Below are 18,806 nucleotides of genomic sequence, written 5' to 3'. Positions count from 1 at the left end.
TGCTGAAGAAAGTCACCCTCGGGCTCGTCGCGCTGGTCGCCATAGCGCTGATCGTCTTTTTCGCATTTGCGCCCCGCTGGGCGGACGAATCGATGAACACGATCGACGGCAAGGCGCTGATCGAGGTTTCCGACGAGGCCCGCGATCTTCACGCTTCGCTCACCATCGTCGATCTGCATTCCGATACGCTGATGTGGGATCGCGATCTCTCGGAGCGCTCCGGTCGCGGCCACATGGACCTTCCTCGACTGGAGGAAGGCAATGTCGCGCTGCAGGTGTTTTCCAGCGTCACCAAGACCCCGCGCGGCCAGAATTACGACGGCAACGATTCGGATACCGACAACATCACGCCGCTCGTGATCGGGCAGATGCAGCCGGTGCGCACGTGGTTCTCGCTGCTCGAACGCTCGCTCTATCACGCGAAGAAGCTCGACGCCGCGATCGCCCGATCGGGCAACGGCATCGTCCCGATCGAAAGCCGCAGCGACATCGACGGGCTACTGGGCAGAAGAAGGATCAAGGGCAACGGCCTAGGCGCCCTGCTGAGCATCGAGGGATTGCACAATCTCGAAGGCGATCCGGCCAATCTCGACCAGCTCTACGCCGCAGGCTTCCGCATGGCGGGCCTCGTGCATTTCTTTGACAACGCACTTGCCGGTTCGATGCACGGGCTGGAGCGCGGGGGCCTCACGCCAATGGGCAAGCAGGTCATCGGGCGGATGGAGGATCTCGGCATGGTGGTCGATATCGCGCATTGCAGCCATGCGTGCGTGGCCGACATCATCGCCATGGCGCGGCGCCCGGTGGTTTCGAGCCATGGCGGCGTTCAGGCAACCTGCCCGGTCAATCGCAACCTCTCGGATGAGGAAATCCGCGGCGTGGCGAAAACGGGCGGGATCGTTGGCGTCGGCTATTGGGAAGGCGCGGTGTGCGACACCTCGCCGCGCGCGGTGGCTAAGGCGATGAAGCATATTCGCGACCTCGTCGGCATCGAACATGTCGCGCTCGGCAGCGATTACGATGGTGCGACCACGGTGCGGTTCGATACATCGCAACTGGTGCAGGTGACGCAGGCGCTGCTCGACGAAGGCTTCAGCGAGGACGAAATCCGCGCGGTGATGGGTGGCAATGCGATCCGGGTTTTGACCGCCGGGCTGGCGCCGCTCTCCGAATCGCCCGCGCCTAGCCGCGAAGAGCCTGCCGCATGATCCGCCTCCACCATCGCGATTCGATCCCCGAGCATTTGCGCGGCGCGGTGATTGCGCTCGGCAATTTCGACGGGTTTCACATCGGCCACCGCCGCGTCGCCGGAGAAGCGATCGCCTGGGCGAATGGCGAGGGACGCCCCGCGATCGTCGCGACGTTCGATCCGCATCCGGTGCGCCATTTCAGGCCCGGTGCGCCGCCGTTTCGGCTCACCACGCTCGACCAGCGGCAGGAATTGTTCGCCGATGCCGGGGCCGATGCGATGCTGGTGTTCGATTTCGGTGACGAACTCGCGCAGACCAGCGCCGAAGGCTTCGTCGACCTGCTGGCCAAACGGCTCGGCGCGGCAGGCGTGGTGACCGGCGAAGACTTCTCCTTCGGCAAGGGACGCAGCGGCAATGTCGAGGTCTTGCGCGAACTGGGTGCCGAACGGGGCATGGAAACACGACAGATCGGGCCGGTGTCCGAGGGCGACGAGGTCGTCTCCTCGAGCCGCATTCGCGAGGCCCTCAAAGCAGGCGATTGCGCCACCGCGACGCGGCTGCTGACCCGGCCCTTCGCGATTCGCGGCGAGGTGATCCATGGCGAAAAGCGTGGCCGCGAGCTCGGCTATCCCACCGCCAATCTAGCGCTGGGGCATTATCTGCGCCCCCGCTTCGGGATCTACGCGGTGACCGGACGTCTGCCCGATGGACGCATCCTCAAAGGCGCCGCCAATATCGGTATGCGCCCGCAATTCGGGGCCGAGGAAGAGCTGCTCGAGCCCTATTTCTTCGATTTCTCGGGCGATCTCTACGGGCAGGAGATCGAAGTCGCGCTGCACCATTTCCTGCGGCCCGAAGCGACTTTCGATTCGCTCGATGCGCTGACCGACCAGATGGAGCGGGACTGCGACCGCGCGCGGGAATTGCTCGGCTGATCAAGGCTTTGAGGGGGATGACATGAAACTAGGCGTGTGGCCAAAACGAATCCTGTTCGTGCTCGCGGCGATCTTTCTCGTGGCGACGTTCGTGCATGCGAGCTGGATCGCGCCGACGCCGCGCGGCATGCCCAAGCTGATCGCCCATCGCGCGCTCGGCCAACCGCTGTTGCAGCATGGCGCGACCGGGGATGAAGAGTGCCTCGCCGCGCGGATCGAGGAGCCGTATCACGACTTCTTCGAAGACACCCCGAAATCCGCGCAGAAGGCGAGCTATACGGGGGCGAATCTCGTCGAAATCAACGTCTTGCCGACCGGCGATGGCGATCTCGTGCTGTTCCATGACGATGACCTGAAATGCCGCACCGGCAAGGACGGCAAGGTCAGCGAAACGAGCGTCGAGGACCTGAAAAAGCTCGATATCGCATGGGGTTACGTCACCGAAGACGGCGCGCATCCATTGCGCGGAAAAGGCGTCGGGAAACTGCCGACGCTCGATGAGACTTTGGACCAGGCGCGGCAGCCGCAATACCTGTTTCACCTCCTGAGCGACGACCCTGCCGACGCCGATCTGCTGGCGGAAAAACTGAAGGCCGCGCCGCGCGCCGTGCGCGAGAACGAGCACGCATTCGTCGGCGAAGGCATGTCAATCAAGCGCTTGATCGAGCTGTTTCCAGACGCTTGGGTGCTCGATCTCGACCGAGCACGCGCTTGCACCTCCGAATACATGAAAACCGGCTGGCTCACCCTGGTGCCCGAGGCGTGCGAGAACGGCACGCTGCTGGTGCCGATCAACCGCCAGTGGATGTTCGCCGGCTGGCCCAACCGCACCATCTCGCGGATGGAAGAGGTCGGCGCGAAGATCGTGGTGGTGGGACCTTACGATGGCGAACACGTGACCTACGGGCTCGACCTGCCCGAACAGTTTCACGACATTCCGAACAGCTTCAACGGCTACATCCTGGTCGACGATCTCTACATCCTCGGTCCGGCGCTGCGGCCCAGCCTCAATCGCTGGGGCAATGAAGAACGCGACCGGATGACAGAGGTGCTCGATCGCCGACGAAAAGCGCGCGACTGATTGCTTTATCCGCGCGCCGCTTTGTTCTAACGGCGCAGGCATGTCCGAAAAGCGCGATTACAAAGATACGGTTTTCCTGCCGAAGACCGATTTCCCGATGAAAGCCGGCCTTCCGCAGAAGGAGCCGGGCATTCTGGCGCGTTGGGAAGAGATCGGGATTTACGAACGCTTGCGCGAAGCCCGCGCGGGCCGCGAGAAGTTCATCCTCCATGACGGCCCGCCTTATGCCAATGGCGACATGCATATCGGCCATGCGCTGAACCATGTGCTCAAGGACACGGTGGTGCGCACCCAGTCGCTGCTGGGCAAGGACGCGCCCTATGTGCCCGGTTGGGATTGTCACGGCCTGCCGATCGAATGGAAGGTCGAGGAAAAGTACCGCAAGAAGAAGAAGGACAAGAAGGAAGTCCCCGCGGCCGAGTTCCGGCAGGAATGCCGCGAATACGCGCAGCACTGGGTCGACGTACAGCGCGAGCAGCTGCAGCGGCTGGGCATCGGCGGACGGTGGGACAAGCCCTACCTCACCATGCGGCCCGAAGCCGAGGCCGACATCGTGCGCGAGCTCCACAAATTCGCCGAGACGAACCAGCTCTATCGCGGTGCCAAGCCGGTGATGTGGTCCCCGGTCGAGGAAACCGCGCTGGCCGATGCCGAGGTCGAATACCAGGATTTGACCGACAGCCCGCAGATCGACGTCGCGTTCGAGATCGTGGAATCGCCGATCGAAGAACTGGTTGGCGCGCATGCGGTGATTTGGACGACGACACCTTGGACGATCCCGGTCAATCAGGCTCTCGCCTATGGGACGGAGATTGAATACGCGATTTTCTCGCTCGTAGTCGACCTGAGTGGGTTAACGGACGGGAAGTCTGGTGGCGAGATCGCCGGCGATGTGAACGAAGCAGAGAAGCGATTGCACGAAGCAGGTCTTGCTTTTGACGGCAGGCGGGTTTTGATCGCAAAAGATCTCGTGCCAAGTTTCATGGCTAGATTGAATGCATTGGCTGCCAACGTCGATGTAAGTGACCTCGGTGCCAAGAATGCTGTATTTGAGATTACGGGCGAATGGCTTGGTGAACAACGTTCGGCACCATTCGAGCGTATGCTTCATTCGATCAAAGGCAAAGACCTAGCCGGCACCATCGTCCGCCACCCGATGCACCATCTCGGCGGGTTCTACGCCAAGCCGCGCCCCATGCTTGCGGGCGATTTCGTCACCACCGATAGCGGCACTGGCATCGTCCATATGGCGCCCGATCATGGCGAGGACGATTTCGACCTGTGCAAGGCGAACGGCATCGATCCGGTCTTCGCCGTCATGGGCGACGGACGTTATCGCGACGACTGGTTGTGGCTCGGCGCCGACGATCTGGGCGAAGACGGCAACGAACGTCGCCGCAGCGTGATCAACAAGCCGTTCAATTCGCCCGAAGGCCCGATCTGTTCGGACCTGCGCGAGGCCGGCGCGCTGCTTTCCGCAAGCGCGGATTACCAGCATTCCTACCCGCATTCGTGGCGCTCCAAGGCCAAGGTCATCTACCGCTGCACCCCGCAGTGGTTCATCGGGATGGATGGTGATCTTACGCCCTCTCTCCTTCAGGGGAGAGGGAGGAGCGACGAAGTCGCGGAGGGAGTGGGGGAGCCGGGCGAAGCATCGCCTGCCAGCCCCCACCCCCCGACCCCCTCACCTGAAGGAGAGGGGGAGAACACGCTGCGCTCGATCGCCATGTCCGAGATCGGGCGCGTGCGCTTCGTGCCCGAAAAGGGCCGCCGCCGCATCGGATCGATGGTGGCTGACCGGCCCGACTGGCTGATCAGCCGCCAGCGCGCCTGGGGCGTGCCGATCGCGCTGTTCGTCCATCGCGAAACTGGCGAATTGCTGGTCGATGCAGAGGTCAATGCGCGCATCCAGTCGGCCATCCGCACCGACGGGATCGATGCCTGGGAAGAAGGCCGCGCGGCCGAATTCCTCGGCCCGGATCGCAACCCCGACGATTACGAAATGGTCGGCGACATCCTCGATGTGTGGTTCGACAGTGGCTGCACCCATGCCTTCGTGCTCGAATCGGACGAATGGCCCGAGCTGCGCAGCCCCGCCGATCTCTATCTCGAAGGGTCCGACCAGCATCGCGGCTGGTTCCAGTCCTCCTTGCTCGAAAGCTGCGGCACCCGCGGCCGCGCGCCCTACGAGGCGGTGCTGACCCACGGCTTCACGATGGACAACAAGGGCATGAAAATGTCCAAGTCGCTCGGCAACACCGTCGATCCGCTGAAGGTGATGGAGCAATACGGCGCGGACATTATCCGCCTGTGGGCGCTGTCGGTCGATTACACCGAGGACCACCGAATCGGCGACGAAATCCTCAAGGGCGTGGGCGACCAGTATCGCCGCCTGCGCAACACGTTCCGCTATCTCCTCGGCGCGCTCAATGGCTACGATGCGGAACGCGAAGCGGTCGATCCGGCGCAGATGCCCGAGCTCGAACGCTACGTGCTGCACCTGCTGGCCGGGCTCGATGCCAGGCTGCGCCGCGCGGTCGATGCCTTCGATTTCAACGCCTATACCCGCGCGCTGGTCGAATTCGCGAACGAGGACCTGTCGGCCTTCTTCTTCGATATCCGCAAGGACCGGCTCTATTGCGACGATCCCGAAGGGACCGCGCGCCGCGCCTATCGCACCACGCTCGATCACCTGTTCCAGGCGCTGGTGCGCTATGCCGCGCCGGTGCTCGTCTTCACCGCCGAGGAAGTGTGGGGCACGCGCTATCCCGAGGCCGCGAGCATCCATCTGCAGGAATGGCAGGCGATGCCCGACGAATGGCACGATGACGATCTCGCCAAGGGGTGGGACGCATTGCGCGAGCTGCGCGAGGACGTGAACGAAGCGATCGAACCGCTGCGGCGCGAAAAGACGATCCGGTCCAGCCTCGAAGCCGATGTCGTGGTGCCCGCCGATGCGGTGCCCGCAGGGTTCTCGGACGAGGACCTCGCCGAATTGTTCATCACCGCGTCAGTGAAACGCGGGCAGGAGATCAAGGTGACCCGGACCGACGACCACAAATGCGGCCGCTGCTGGCGGCTCCTGCCCGAAGTGGCCGAGGACGGCGATCTGTGCGATCGCTGCGAAAGCGTCGTCGCCAAGCTGGATGACCCGGCATGAGCGTGCTGTCCCAAGCGGTGTGGAAACGGCGCTGGATGGGTCTCGGGCTCGCGATCGTCATCTTCGTGCTCGACCAGCTGGTGAAATGGTCGATGATCGGCCCGCTGGCGCTGCGCGAGAAGCGGCAGATCGAGGTTCTCCCGTTTTTCGACCTGACCTGGGCCGAGAATTACGGCGTCTCGCTGGGCCTGTTCCGCGCCGACAGCATGGAACAGCAGATGATGCTGATCGGGGTCACCGGGCTGATTGCCGTGATCGTGTTCGTGTGGATGCTGCGCGAGAAGAACGGCTGGGATATCGCCGCGCTCTCGCTGATCCTGGGCGGGGCGCTCGGCAATATCCGCGACCGGGTGAATTACGGCTATGTGGTCGATTATGCCGACCTCCATATTGGCAGTTTCCGGCCTTTCCTGATCTTCAATCTCGCCGATGTCGCGATCACTTTCGGCGTCATCATCATCCTTGCGCGAAGCTTCTTCTTCAGCGACAAGGACCCCATGAAAGACCCTTCGCTGCTCGATGCGAAGGACGATACGGGCGAAAGCGCCCCGGAGAAGACTGCATGAATCTCGCCAAAATCGCCACTGTCGCCGGCCTCGCAGCCATGCTTGCCGCGTGCGGATCGACCGGCGTGTTCAACCGCGAACGGCCCGATGAATTCGCCGTGCAGCGCCAGGCGCCGCTGGTGATCCCGCCCGATTTCAACCTCGTGCCCCCGGCCGAAGGCGCCCCGCGCCCCGCCGATGGCAGCGCCGCACAGCAGGCGCTCGAGGCCCTGTTCGGTGGCCCCGCCCAGCGCAGCGGCGTCGAAACCAGCGCGCTCGATCGCGCCGGTGCCGCCGAAGCGGGCATCCGCTCGCAAGTCGGCGATCCGCAGACCAACACCGTCGACAAGGGTGCCATCACCCGCGACATCGTCGCCGCGCCCGAGAGCGAAGGCGTCGTGGCCCGGGCGGTTATTCCTTCCTGAGGTTTCGCTTCGCGCTAGTCGCGCTCAGGCGACCGCCTTGGTCGTATCCGCTGGGCGCTCCATCGCGATATCCGTCCTAAACTTGCACGCGGTAGCGTGCACGCGTGCGACCGCACGCCGCCGCTTATGCGGCGAAGCCAAGGCGGACGGATGTCCGCCGCCCGGCGTCTGAGGGACTAAAACAAAGACTCAGGCGACAAGCGCAAGCGCCGCATGGGCGTAACCACAAAACTCAACACACCCGACGCGCCCTACTCCTCGACAGCGCTCTCCGGCTCGGGTTCGACCCGCGTGACCAGCAGCTTGTCGATCTTCCTGCCATCCATATCGACGACCTCGATCCGCCAGCCCTCGTCCTCGAAGAACTCGCCGGCTTGCGGGATCTGCTTCATCATCGCGAGGACATAGCCAGCGGCGGTTGCGTATTCGCGTTCGTCTGGCAGGGTCATGCCCAGACGCTCGGCCAGCGCATCGGCGGGCATCGCGCCCGAGACGAGCAGCGAACCGTCCTCGCGCTCGACCACTTGCGGACCGTCGCCCAGATCGCGGTCGCTGGCAAATTCACCGACCAGCGCCTGCAGCAGGTCCGCCGGGGTCACGATCCCGTCGAGGTGGCCGTATTCGTCGTGCACCATCGCCATCGCGACGTCCGATTGCTGGAGCATCCGCAACGCGTCGATCGAATCGAGCTGGTCGGGCACGACCTCGGCCCGCGCCATCAGCGAGGCGAGTTGCGGCACCCGGCCGTCGACGATCTGGGCGAGGACTTCGCGCGTCTTGACCACGCCGATCACATCGTCGGGCGAACCCTTGGCGACGGGCATCAGCGAATGCGGCGAATCGGCGATCGCGGCCTTGATATCCTCCAGCGAGGCATCGGCATCGATCCAGTCGATCTCGGTGCGCGGGGTCATCACTTCGCGGACTGGGCGATCCGCGAGCCGCATGATCCCGGTCATGATCGCGCGCTCTTCCTCTTCGAGCACGCCGCTGCGCGTGGCCTCGGCGAAGATCATGTGCAGCTCTTCATCGGTCAGCTGGTTCTCGTCCGAGCGCTTGGCGCCGAACAGTCGCAGCAGCAGGCCCGAGGATCGCTCCAGCAACCAGACGAGCGGCGCGGCGAGCCGGGCGAGGAACGACATCGGCGGCGCGGCGAGCATCGCGAGTTTTTCGGGTGCGCGCAGCGCCAGCTGCTTGGGCACCAACTCGCCGACCACCAGGCTGGCATAGGTCACCAGCAGGATCACCAGCGCGAATCCGGCATTGTCGGCATATTCGAGCGGGACGCCCAGCGCGGCGAGCCTTTCGCCGACCGGCCCGCCAAGGCTCGAACCCGAATAGGCACCGGCGATGATCGCGACCAGGCTGATGCCGATCTGGACGGTCGAAAGGAACTTGCCCGGCGATTCGGCCAGCTGAAGCGCCTGCTTCGCGCCGGCCCGGCCCTCGTCGATCGCCACTTTCAGCCGCGCCCGCCGCGCGGAAACGATCGCCAGTTCGCTTGCCGCGAACAGGCCATTGAGGACGACGAGCGCCACGATGATTGCCAAATCTGCCCAGGGAAAGGGTGTCACGCGGATATCGCTAGCAGAAAGTTGGTGGAGGTGGAAAGGATTGGAACGCCCATGCGGCGCGAGCGTTTCCACAACCGACCCTTATTTGACGGGTCCGCCCCGCAAGTATCGGGCGCGCCCACGGGAAAAGGATAAAAACATGAAATCACCCAAATTCGCAATCGCGGCCGCCTGCGGCCTTTCGCTCGTCACTGTGGGCTGTGTCACCGATCCCAATACGGGTGAAAAGACCTGGTCGCGTACCGCGGGCCTCGGTGCCGGCGGCGCGCTCGCCGGGTATCTTCTCGGCGGCCTGATCGGCGGCAAGACCGCGCGTATCGTTGGCGCGGGCATCGGCGGCGTTGCCGGCGGTGTGGTCGGCTACAAGATGGACCAGCAGATCAAGGAACTGAAAGAGCAGACTGCCGGATCGGGCGTCGACGTTACCAGCGACGGCGAATCGATCCTCGTCAATCTGCCCGACGGCGTCACCTTCGATGTCGGCAGTTCGACCCTGAAGCCGAGCTTCCGCAACACGCTCGACAATGTTGCGCAGAGCATGATCGAATATCCCAACAGCCTTATCGACGTCTACGGACATACCGATTCGACCGGTTCGGATTCGTTCAACCAGGCCCTCTCTGAACGTCGCGCCAAAGCTGTCGCCGACTACCTGATCGCGCGCGGTGTCGACAGCCGCCGCATCATGACGCAGGGCTTCGGCGAAACGCAGCCAGTCGCCGACAATGGCACCGAAGCGGGCCGGCAGCGCAATCGCCGCGTCGAAATCAAGATCATCCCGATCACCGAAGACGACGTCTCCGAAGCGCAGTCGCAGCAGTAAGCCTCACTGGGACGGGTGCGCGGTGTCCTCGGCGATATCGCGCGCCCTACCGCCCCAACGCTCCAGCGCCGGTCCGTGCAGGGCCGGCGTTGTCGTAAGTGTTCCGAAAATGCGCGGGTCCGGCTTGTTGAAGCGATAGGGCTCGCCGGTCGCGGCGGTCGAGATAGCCCCCGCCTCGCGCGCCAGCAGCACGGCAGCGGCAAGATCCCACTCCGCTCCCCAGCGCATCGTCAGCACCATGTCGGCTTCGCCCGCCGCCACCATGGCGAGGCGCAGCGCAATCGAATTGGGCTGGAACACCTTGGTGAGATCGCGCTCGCTCTTGGGCAGATCGTGGATCGGCACGCGCGCGCCCACCAGCTCGGCGCAATCCGAACAGCGTAGGCGCTCGCCATTGCGGAAGGCGCCCTCGCCCTTCGCTGCAATCCAGACCTCATCGCGCGCCGGAGCCTCGAGTCCGGCCAGGACCGGCTCGCCATCCTCGACCAGCGCGACCGAAACGCACCAGCCCGCGCGGCCGCGGAGAAAATCGCGCGTTCCATCGATCGGATCGACCACCCAGCACCGCCGCCTCTCGGCCCGCGCCGTGTCGTCGACCGTTTCCTCGGACAGCCACCCGGCATCGGGCGCGAGTGCGCCGAGGCGCTGCTTGAGGAAGGCATCGACCGCCAGATCGGCTTCGCTCACCCGGTCGCCGGGACCCTTTTCCCAGGATTCGACCGTCTGGCCGACCCCCGGCCATTGCGCCATGGCGAGGGCACCTGCTTCGCGCAGAATCGGTGTCAGGTCGGCTGTCGTGAGCATCGCAACACCGCTGCGGCGTAACCGCGCACTTTTCAAGCCGCGCCGCATATGCGAAGGCGCGGCGCAAACCCTTTCCCGACTCTTTCAAGAGAGAGACCCTCCTCATGAACATTCACGAATACCAGGCCAAGGAACTGCTCGCCGAACACGGAATCGCCGTGCCCAAGGGGCATGCCGCGCTCACCGTCGAAGAAGCGGTCGAGGCCGCCAAGCAGCTTCCCGGCCCGCTCTATGTCGTGAAGGCCCAGATCCACGCCGGCGGACGCGGCAAGGGCAAGTTCAAGGAACTCGACGCCAACGCCAAGGGCGGCGTTCGCCTCGCCCAGTCGATCGACGAAGTCGAGGAAGCGGCGCGCGAAATGCTCGGCAACACGCTGGTGACCGTGCAGACCGGCGACGAAGGCAAGCAGGTCAACCGCCTCTACGTGACCGACGGCGTCGATATCGCCCACGAATACTATCTCTCGCTGCTGGTCGACCGCGCGAGCGGCAAGGTCGCCATGATCGCCTCGACCGAAGGCGGCATGGATATCGAGGACGTCGCCCACAACACGCCTGAAAAGATCACCACGATCACGATCGACCCGGCGCAGGGCTTCATGCCGCACCACGGCCGCGCGGTGGCCTTCGCCCTGAAGCTGACGGGCGACACCAACAAGCAGGCCCAGAAGCTCGCCAAGCAGCTTTACGAGGCCTTCCTGCAGCTCGACATGGAAATGCTCGAGATCAACCCGCTGGTCGAAGACAAGGAAAGCAACCTCCTGGTGCTGGACACCAAGATGAGCTTCGACGGCAATGCTCTCTATCGCCACAAGAACGTCGAAGAGATGCGCGACGAGACCGAGGAAGATCCGGCCGAAGTCGAAGCGAGCGAATACGATCTCGCCTACATCAAGCTCGACGGCAATATCGGCTGCATGGTCAACGGCGCGGGCCTCGCCATGGCGACGATGGACATCATCAAGCTGAACGGCGCCTTCCCGGCCAACTTCCTCGACGTGGGCGGCGGCGCCACCACCGAGAAGGTGACCGCGGCGTTCAAGATCATCCTCAAGGACCCGGCGGTCGAGGGCATCCTCGTCAACATCTTCGGCGGCATCATGAAGTGCGACGTCATCGCCAACGGCATCGTCCAGGCAGCCAAGGACGTGAACCTCTCGGTTCCTCTGGTCGTGCGCCTCGAGGGCACCAATGTGCAGGCGGGCAAGGAAATCCTCGAAAATTCGGGCCTCCCGATCGTCAGCGCCGACGATCTGGGCGACGCGGCGAAGAAGATCGTCGCCGAAGTGAAGAAAGCGGCCTGAGCGGCAGTTCTTGACGGGCGCGCCCCGGAACGCGAAGGCGCGCCCATCATTGTTTAATCGAGCGGCTAAACCCCGCGACATCGTTTCAACGAAGGACCTGAACCCATGAAAATCCTCGTCCCCGTCAAACGGGTGATCGATTACAACGTGAAGCCCCGCGTCAAGGCGGACGGCTCCGGCGTCGATCTCGCCAACGTCAAGATGAGCATGAACCCGTTCGACGAAATCGCCGTCGAAGAAGCGATCAAGATCAAGGAATCGGGCAAGGCCGACGAAGTAGTGGCCGTGTCGATCGGCCCGGCCAAGGCGCAGGAAACGCTGCGCACCGCGCTCGCCATGGGTGCCGACCGCGCGATCCTGGTCGAAACCGATGATGCGGTCGAACCGCTCGCCGTGGCCAAGATCCTGAAAGCGATCGCCGAAGAGGAAGAGCCCGGTCTCGTGATCCTCGGCAAGCAGGCGATCGACGACGATTCGAACCAGACCGGCCAGATGCTGGCGACCCTGATGGGCCGTCCGCAGGGCACCTTCGCCAACACCGTCGAGGTGGACGGCGACAGCGTGACCGTGAAGCGCGAAATCGACGGCGGTCTCGAAACGGTCAAGCTGACCCTGCCCGCCATCGTTACCACCGACCTGCGCCTCAACGAGCCGCGTTACGCCTCGCTGCCCAACATCATGAAGGCCAAGAAGAAGCCGCTCGACACCAAGAGCCCGGCCGATTTCGGCGTCGACACCGCACCCCGGCTCAAGACCACCAACGTCTCCGAGCCGCCGGTTCGCCAGGCTGGCGAAAAGGTCGAGGATGTCGATGCGCTCGTCACCAAGTTGAAGGCGCTCGGCGTCGCTTAAGAATTTCGAGGACAGAGATATGAAGACTCTCGTACTGGTCGATCACGACAACAAGACACTCGGCGACGCCACGCTCGCCGCCGTCACCGCAGCTTCGAAACTGGGCGAAGTGCACCTGCTCGTCGCGGGCAAGGATTGCGGCGCGGTGGCAGAAGCCGCCGCCAAGATCGAAGGCGTGGGCAAGGTCCATGTCGCCGACGATGCCGCCTATGAGCACCAGCTGGCCGAGAATGTCGCGCCGCTGATCGTCGACCAGATGGGCCATCACGACGCGTTTCTCGCGCCGGCCACCACCACCGGCAAGAACATCGCCCCGCGCGTTGCCGCCGGGCTCGACGTCATGCAGATTTCGGACATCCTGTCTGTCGAAGGCGACAAGACCTTCACCCGCCCGATCTATGCCGGCAACGCGATCGCGACCGTCGAAAGCTCGGACGAAAAGCTCGTCATCACCGTGCGCGGCACCGCTTTCGACAAGGCCGTCGCCGAAGGGGGTTCGGGCGAGATCGAAGCGATCACCGGTCCTGGCGATGCGGGTATCTCCACCTTCGTCAGCCAGGAAATCGCCGAAGGCGGCGATCGCCCCGAACTGACCAGCGCCAGCATCATCGTATCGGGCGGCCGCGCGCTGAAGGATGCTGCGACGTTCGAGGAATACATCATGCCCCTCGCCGACAAGCTTGGCGCTGGCGTGGGCGCGAGCCGCGCCGCGGTCGATGCGGGCTATGTGCCCAACGACTACCAGGTCGGCCAGACCGGCAAGATCGTGGCACCGGACGTCTATATCGCGATCGGCATTTCGGGCGCGATCCAGCACCTTGCCGGCATGAAGGATTCCAAGACCATCGTCGCGATCAACAAGGACGAGGACGCGCCGATCTTCCAGGTCGCCGATATCGGCCTGGTCGCGGACCTCTTCAACGCGGTGCCGGAGCTCACCGAAAAGCTCTGATCCGGCCTTCAGGCTGACGCAAAGAGCCCTCCGACACTCTTGGGTGCCGGGGGGCTCTTTGCATGGTTGCTAGGCGATCGATTTCCAGAATAGCCATCGCGCGCGCGACGGGTCCTCGACCGGATGGACTAGGTGGTCTCTGCCCGCCGTTGCTGAGGCAGCCGCTCCAGCAGTACCAGGTCCACGCCTTCCATCGCCGCCTTGCGAAACGCGTGGAAGCCCAAGTGCGCAGCCAGCGCGAAGCTCGCCACATTGCCCGGCTCGATCATGGCGGTGATGCGCTGCGGGCCGTGGGTCTTGTCGAACCAGGCCAGCGCCGCCTCCATCGCTTCGCGGGCATAGCCCTTGCCCGCATAGGCGGCATCGATGATCCAGCCCGCTTCGGGGCCGTCGTCCATATCCGCGCCCAGGCCGCGATAGGTGTGGAACACGCCGCAATTGCCGATCACGTTTCCGCTCTCGCGCTCGCGCACGATGAAAATGCCGTAGCCGGACAGGAACCAGCTGCCGGCATTGCGCTGCGAGCGCACATAGTGGGCTGCGAAATCGTCGGGCGGGCCGAGGAAGCGTTGTGTATCGGGGTGGCTGACGATCGCGTGCATTGGCGCGATGTCGTCGCGGGTCGGCAGGCGCAGATCGAGCCGCTCCGTCACGAGATGCGGCCGATCCGTCAGAACAGGTAGCCCAATGCGTGCAGCGTGAGGCCCACCAGCCCGCCCACCAGCGTGCCGTTGATGCGGATGAACTGGAGATCGCGGCCCACCGCGCCTTCGACCCGATCGGTGATCGTCTGCGCATCCCAGCGGCGCACGGTTTCGGAAACGAGGCGCACGATATTGTCGCCATAGCGGGTCGCCACGCCCACGGCGGTGCGGCGGGCGAAGCGATTGACCATCACCTGCAGGCGCGGGTCCTTGGACAGGGCGCTGCCCAGTTCGCGGACCATCTTGCCGATCTCCCCCTGCATCGCGCGATCGGGATTGCGCGCGGTGTCGAGCATGGCCCTGCGCGCGCGTTCCCACACGCCCTGCCACCAGTCGCCGAGCGCCGGATTATCGAGCAAATCGTTCTTGGCCTTTTCGACCCTGGCGCGAAGCTCGGGGTCATCCTGCAGATCCTGCCCCAGCTTTTCGAGGCTCTCCTCGACCTTGGTGCGGATCGGATGCTCGGGATCGACCAGCGTTTCGGCGAGCAGCTTGTAAAGGCCGTCGATCACCGAATTGGCGAGGCGCTCGTCCAGCCCGGTGAAGCGCAGCAGCGTGTTGGCGCGGCGATGGATCATCTCGCGCACGAGATCCTCGTTGTCCTCCAGCGCGAGCGCGACCCAGCGGATCACCGAATCGATCAGCGGGCGATGGCGACCGTCGACGATCGCGGCCTCGATCATCTTGCCCGCTGGCGGGGCAACCTCGATCCGCGACAGCGTGGCCTTCAGCCCGGCGCGGACCTGCCCGCCCATCCGTTCGGGATCGAGCGATTCGAGCATGTCGGCAAACAGGCTCGCTGCACCCGCCGCGATCCGCGAGCCTTCCGATTTGGGCGGCTTGTCGAGGAAATCGCCGATCGCACCGGCCACGTTCATGCCGATCATCCGGCGCGCGACGACGGCGGGAGTGAGGAAATTGTCGCGCAGGAAATCCGCCATCGTGTCGGCGATGCGATCCTTGTTTGTCGGGATGATCGCGGTGTGCGGGATCGGGATGCCGAACGGGTGCCGGAACAGCGCGGTCACCGCGAACCAGTCCGCAATTCCGCCGACCATCGCGGCTTCGGCAAAGGCATGGACGAAGCCCCAGACGGGATGCGCATCGAGATAGAAGCCCGAGATCACGAACACCGCCGCCATCACGGCGAGCATGCCGGTGGCCACGATCCGCATCCGGCGCGCGCGATCGGGCGGGATCGGCGCTCCCGGATTCGGGCTAAGGGTCAGACGCTTGCCACTCACTCGGCGGGCAGTGCGCCCTTGTCCCGCCTGTCGTCAAGGTCCCCCGGATAACGGGCGTTCTCGGCGTCTTTCGGATCGTAGCTCAGCAGGCGGGTGCGCAGCCAAGGGCCGACCCGCTTTTCGATGCCGTCCGCCAGGCTGAACCCGGCCGGGACGATCAGCAGCGTGAGGAAGGTCGAGACGATCAAGCCGCCGATCACGGCCACGCCCATCGGCTGGCGCCAGGCCCCGTCGCCCGACAGCGCGAGCGCGGTCGGCACCATGCCGGCGGTCATCGCGACGGTCGTCATTACGATCGGTTGCGCGCGCTTGCGCCCGGCTTCCATGATGGCATCGTATTTGCGCTTGCCCTCGGCCATGGAATCGATTGCGAAGTCGACCAGCAGGATCGAGTTCTTGGCAACGATACCCAGCAGCAGCAGCAGGCCGATGAAGAACGGCAGCGAAACCGGCTGCCCCACCATCTTGATCGCGATCACCGCGCCGAGCGGCGCCAGCAGCAGCGAGCCCATATTGACCAGCGGCGACATCAGGCGCTGGTAGAGCAGCACCAGCACCGCGAAGACCGAGAGGATGCCGGTCAGCAGCGCGATCTGGAAATTCACCAGGAACTCTGCCTGCCAGCGATCCTGCCCGGAGGGTGCGTTCGACACACCGGTCGGCAAGTTCTGCAAAATCGGCAGTTCGTTCACCTTCGGCTTTGCAACGCCTTCTTCAGCACCCGGCGCGAGATCGGCGCTGACGAACACGCGCCGCTGGCGGTCCTCGCGCTGGATCGTCGTCGGACCGGCGCCGAAACGGATATCGGCCACCCGCTCTAGCGGCACGGAGCCGCCCGAAGCCGTCTGCACCGGCAGGTTGCGAATGGTGGAAAGGCGGTCGCGCGATTCCTCCGGCAACATCACCCGGATCGGGATCTGGCGACCTGCGAGCGAGAAACGCGCGGCGTTCTGGTCGATTTCTCCGATAGTGGCGATACGGATCGTCTGGCTGAGCGCAGAGGTCGTTACGCCGAGCGAGGCCGCGAGTTCTGCACGCGGGGTGATGATGAGCTCGGGACGCTGGAGGTCGGCCTCGACCCGCGGAGAAACGAGCTCATCGAGTGTGCCCATCTGTTCGACCAGCGTCTGGGCGGTAGATTCCAGCAATTCGGGATCGCTACCCGACAGCATGACGTTGATCGGACGGCCGCTGCCGCCACCGCCGCCGCCCTGGAAATCGGCAAAGGTGATACGCGCGTCGGGAATCTTGCTGAAGGCGACAGCCATGTCACGCTGGAATTCTTCACTGCTGCGTTCGCGATCGTCCTTGAGCGTAATCGATACCGACCCGCTGCCCTCGCTGGCCGACACGATCGTGCTTTCGACCTCGGGCTGTTGCTCGATCAGCGCATTGACCTGCTCGGCCACGGCAGTGGTCTGTTCGAGCGTCGTACCCGGCACCATCTCGAACTCCGCGCGCGCCGTGTCCTGATCGACATTGGGGAAGAACTGCGCCGGCGTCGTCGCGAACAGGAAGAGCGTCACGATGAAGGAAAGAAGACCGATCCCCATGATCCAGGCACGGTGGTCTCCGCGCAAATGCGCCCAAAGCTTGCCGAGAAATCCGATACGCCCCTTCCGCTCGATCTTGCGCTGCTTGATCGCGCGCGCCTTATCGCGGTCCAGTGTCCAGGCGAGGATACGGGCATAGCGATCGATCCACGGCCCGTTGGCGTGATCGGCCGTGCCGTGCTCCTTGAGGAAATAGGCCGCCAGCATCGGCGTGATCATGCGCGCGACGGCGAGGCTCATCAGCACCGAGACGACCACGGTCACACCGAAGTTCTGGAAGAACTGACCGGCGATACCCGGCATCATCGCGACCGGCAGGAACACCGCGACGATCGAGAAACTGGTGGCGACGACCGCCAGCCCGATCTCGTCGGCGGCATCGATCGAAGCCTGATAGGCGGACTTGCCCATGCGCATGTGCCGGACGATGTTCTCGATCTCCACGATGGCATCGTCGACCAGCACACCGGCAACCAGCCCCAAAGCGAGCAGGCTCATCTGGTTGAGCGTGAAGCCCATCGTGTAAAGGAAGAAGAAGGTCGGGATGGCCGAGAGCGGGATGGCGATCGCCGAGATGATCGTCGCACGCCAGTCGCGCAGGAAGAAGAACACCACGATGACGGCCAGGATCGCGCCTTCGATCAGCGCCGCCATCGAGCTTTTGTACTGCGCCTTGGTGTAATCGACCTGGTTGAACAGTTCGACGAATTCGATGCCGGGATTTTCCTCGGCAATCTTGGCGAGGACGACCTGCGCCTCGTCATAGACGGTGACGTCGGATTCTCCGCGAGCACGCGCAATCCCGAACGTCACGACCGGACGCCCGTCGACGCGCGAAATGCTCCGGATTTCGCTTTCGCCATCGCGCACCTCGGCGATGTCGCTGAGCTTCACCGTGCGGCCACCCCCCAGCGAAATCTGGCGCTGGCCAAGCTCGTAGGCAGTTGCGGCATTGCCGAGGACACGCACGGCCTGGCGCGATCCGGCGATTTCGGCTTGGCCGCCGCCGGCATCGAGATTGCTCTGCCGCAGCACGGAATTGACCTGCGACGCGGTGACACCCAGCGATTGCATCCGCGCCGGATCGAGAATTACGCGGATCTCCCGATCGACACCGCCGCGACGGCTTGCCTGCGACATGCCGGGCACCGCCAGCAATTGCTTGGTCACCGTGTCGTCGACGAACCAGCTGAGCTGTTCCATCGTCATGTCGTCGGAAAGCACCGCATAGCGGGCAATCGTGTTTTCGTTGCGCGCCTTGAACACGCGCGGCTCGATGATCCCGTCGGGCAGATCGCCGCGAATCTGGTCGACCTGCGATTTTACCTCGTTGACGAGATCGTCGACGTCGCGACCGATCTCGAACATGATGAACGTGGTCGAGTTGCCTTCCGAGACGGAGCTGTTCATCCGCTCGATGCCTTCGATCGAACTGAGCGAATTCTCGACCTTCTCGGTGATCTGGGAATCGAGCTCGGTCGGCGCCGCACCCGGCTGCGAGATCGAGATCACGACCGCCGGAAATTCGATGTCCGGATCGTTCTGCACTTCGAGCCGGCTGAACGCGACCAGGCCGGCCAGCGTCAGCGCCACGAAGAAAACGAGCGGAACAACAGGGTTCTTGATCGACCAAGCAGAGAGATAGCGCAGATTCATCGGG

15 protein-coding genes are annotated in these 18,806 nt (G+C 64.2%); 10 read left to right on the top strand and 5 right to left on the bottom strand.

The annotated features are described in order from the left end of the window. Positions 1-2: 2 nt before the first annotated feature. From GRI68_RS12230 to GRI68_RS12205, 6 genes are read left to right on the top strand one after another with little or no spacing between them, the layout of a single operon-like run. Complete coding sequence (locus GRI68_RS12230; RefSeq protein ID WP_160617979.1) at positions 3-1,208, top strand: dipeptidase; 1,206 nt, start codon at positions 3-5, stop codon at positions 1,206-1,208. Then, positions 1,205-2,125, top strand: coding sequence for a bifunctional riboflavin kinase/FAD synthetase (locus GRI68_RS12225; protein ID WP_160617532.1), 921 nt, complete (start codon positions 1,205-1,207; stop codon positions 2,123-2,125). The genes GRI68_RS12230 and GRI68_RS12225 overlap by 4 nt, the downstream gene beginning before the upstream one ends. A gap of 22 nt (positions 2,126-2,147) precedes the next feature. After that, entirely contained in the window at positions 2,148-3,206 is a 1,059-nt protein-coding gene (locus GRI68_RS12220) for a glycerophosphodiester phosphodiesterase family protein (RefSeq protein ID WP_160617530.1), read from the top strand. Positions 3,207-3,246: 40 nt separating this feature from the next. Further along, positions 3,247-6,366, top strand: coding sequence for an isoleucine--tRNA ligase (locus tag GRI68_RS12215; RefSeq protein ID WP_160617528.1), 3,120 nt, complete (start codon positions 3,247-3,249; stop codon positions 6,364-6,366). Continuing rightward, entirely contained in the window at positions 6,363-6,932 is a 570-nt protein-coding gene (lspA, locus tag GRI68_RS12210; RefSeq protein WP_160617526.1) for a signal peptidase II, read from the top strand. Before GRI68_RS12215 ends, lspA begins: the two co-directional genes overlap by 4 nt. After that, a complete protein-coding gene (locus tag GRI68_RS12205; protein WP_160617524.1) occupies positions 6,929-7,336 on the top strand; it encodes a DUF3035 domain-containing protein in 408 nt (135 codons plus the stop codon). The genes lspA and GRI68_RS12205 overlap by 4 nt, the downstream gene beginning before the upstream one ends. 251 nt (positions 7,337-7,587) lie before the next feature. Here the strand turns inward: GRI68_RS12205 and GRI68_RS12200 are convergent, their stop codons facing one another. Then, positions 7,588-8,910 (bottom strand): hemolysin family protein, encoded by a 1,323-nt coding sequence (locus GRI68_RS12200; protein WP_160617522.1) that lies wholly within the window; start codon positions 8,908-8,910, stop codon positions 7,588-7,590. A gap of 139 nt (positions 8,911-9,049) precedes the next feature. Between GRI68_RS12200 and GRI68_RS12195 the strand changes: the two genes are divergently transcribed. After that, the gene (locus GRI68_RS12195) at positions 9,050-9,733 is read left to right on the top strand and encodes an OmpA family protein (RefSeq protein ID WP_160617520.1); all 684 of its coding nucleotides are present in this window, start codon (positions 9,050-9,052) and stop codon (positions 9,731-9,733) included. A 3-nt stretch (positions 9,734-9,736) separates the two neighbouring features. Here the strand turns inward: GRI68_RS12195 and GRI68_RS12190 are convergent, their stop codons facing one another. Further along, on the bottom strand, positions 9,737-10,537 hold the full coding sequence (locus GRI68_RS12190) for a 3'(2'),5'-bisphosphate nucleotidase CysQ (protein ID WP_160617518.1): 801 nt from the start codon (positions 10,535-10,537) through the stop codon (positions 9,737-9,739). Between the two features lie 104 nt (positions 10,538-10,641). Between GRI68_RS12190 and sucC the strand changes: the two genes are divergently transcribed. From sucC to GRI68_RS12175, 3 genes are all read left to right on the top strand, one after another. After that, positions 10,642-11,841 (top strand): ADP-forming succinate--CoA ligase subunit beta, encoded by a 1,200-nt coding sequence (sucC, locus tag GRI68_RS12185; protein ID WP_160617516.1) that lies wholly within the window; start codon positions 10,642-10,644, stop codon positions 11,839-11,841. Between the two features lie 105 nt (positions 11,842-11,946). After that, positions 11,947-12,693, top strand: coding sequence for an electron transfer flavoprotein subunit beta/FixA family protein (locus GRI68_RS12180; RefSeq protein ID WP_160617514.1), 747 nt, complete (start codon positions 11,947-11,949; stop codon positions 12,691-12,693). Between the two features lie 19 nt (positions 12,694-12,712). After that, a complete protein-coding gene (locus GRI68_RS12175) occupies positions 12,713-13,645 on the top strand; it encodes an electron transfer flavoprotein subunit alpha/FixB family protein (RefSeq protein ID WP_160617512.1) in 933 nt (310 codons plus the stop codon). 128 nt (positions 13,646-13,773) lie between these two features. Here the strand turns inward: GRI68_RS12175 and GRI68_RS12170 are convergent, their stop codons facing one another. The 3 genes from GRI68_RS12170 to GRI68_RS12160 form a co-directional block, all read right to left on the bottom strand. Continuing rightward, positions 13,774-14,298: a GNAT family N-acetyltransferase gene (locus tag GRI68_RS12170; RefSeq protein ID WP_160617511.1), complete on the bottom strand. Its 525-nt coding sequence runs from the start codon at positions 14,296-14,298 to the stop codon at positions 13,774-13,776. A 17-nt stretch (positions 14,299-14,315) separates the two neighbouring features. Next, the gene (locus GRI68_RS12165; RefSeq protein WP_160617978.1) at positions 14,316-15,524 is read right to left on the bottom strand and encodes a DUF445 domain-containing protein; all 1,209 of its coding nucleotides are present in this window, start codon (positions 15,522-15,524) and stop codon (positions 14,316-14,318) included. A 65-nt stretch (positions 15,525-15,589) separates the two neighbouring features. Continuing rightward, positions 15,590-18,802, bottom strand: coding sequence for an efflux RND transporter permease subunit (locus GRI68_RS12160; protein WP_160617509.1), 3,213 nt, complete (start codon positions 18,800-18,802; stop codon positions 15,590-15,592). Between the last annotated feature and the right edge of the window lie 4 nt (positions 18,803-18,806).

Source organism: Alteriqipengyuania halimionae, from assembly GCF_009827575.1.
Taxonomy (GTDB): Bacteria; Pseudomonadota; Alphaproteobacteria; order Sphingomonadales; family Sphingomonadaceae; genus Alteriqipengyuania_A; species Alteriqipengyuania_A halimionae.
The sequence above is the reverse complement of the archived record's forward strand: the minus strand, read 5'-3'. Positions and strand labels throughout refer to the sequence as shown.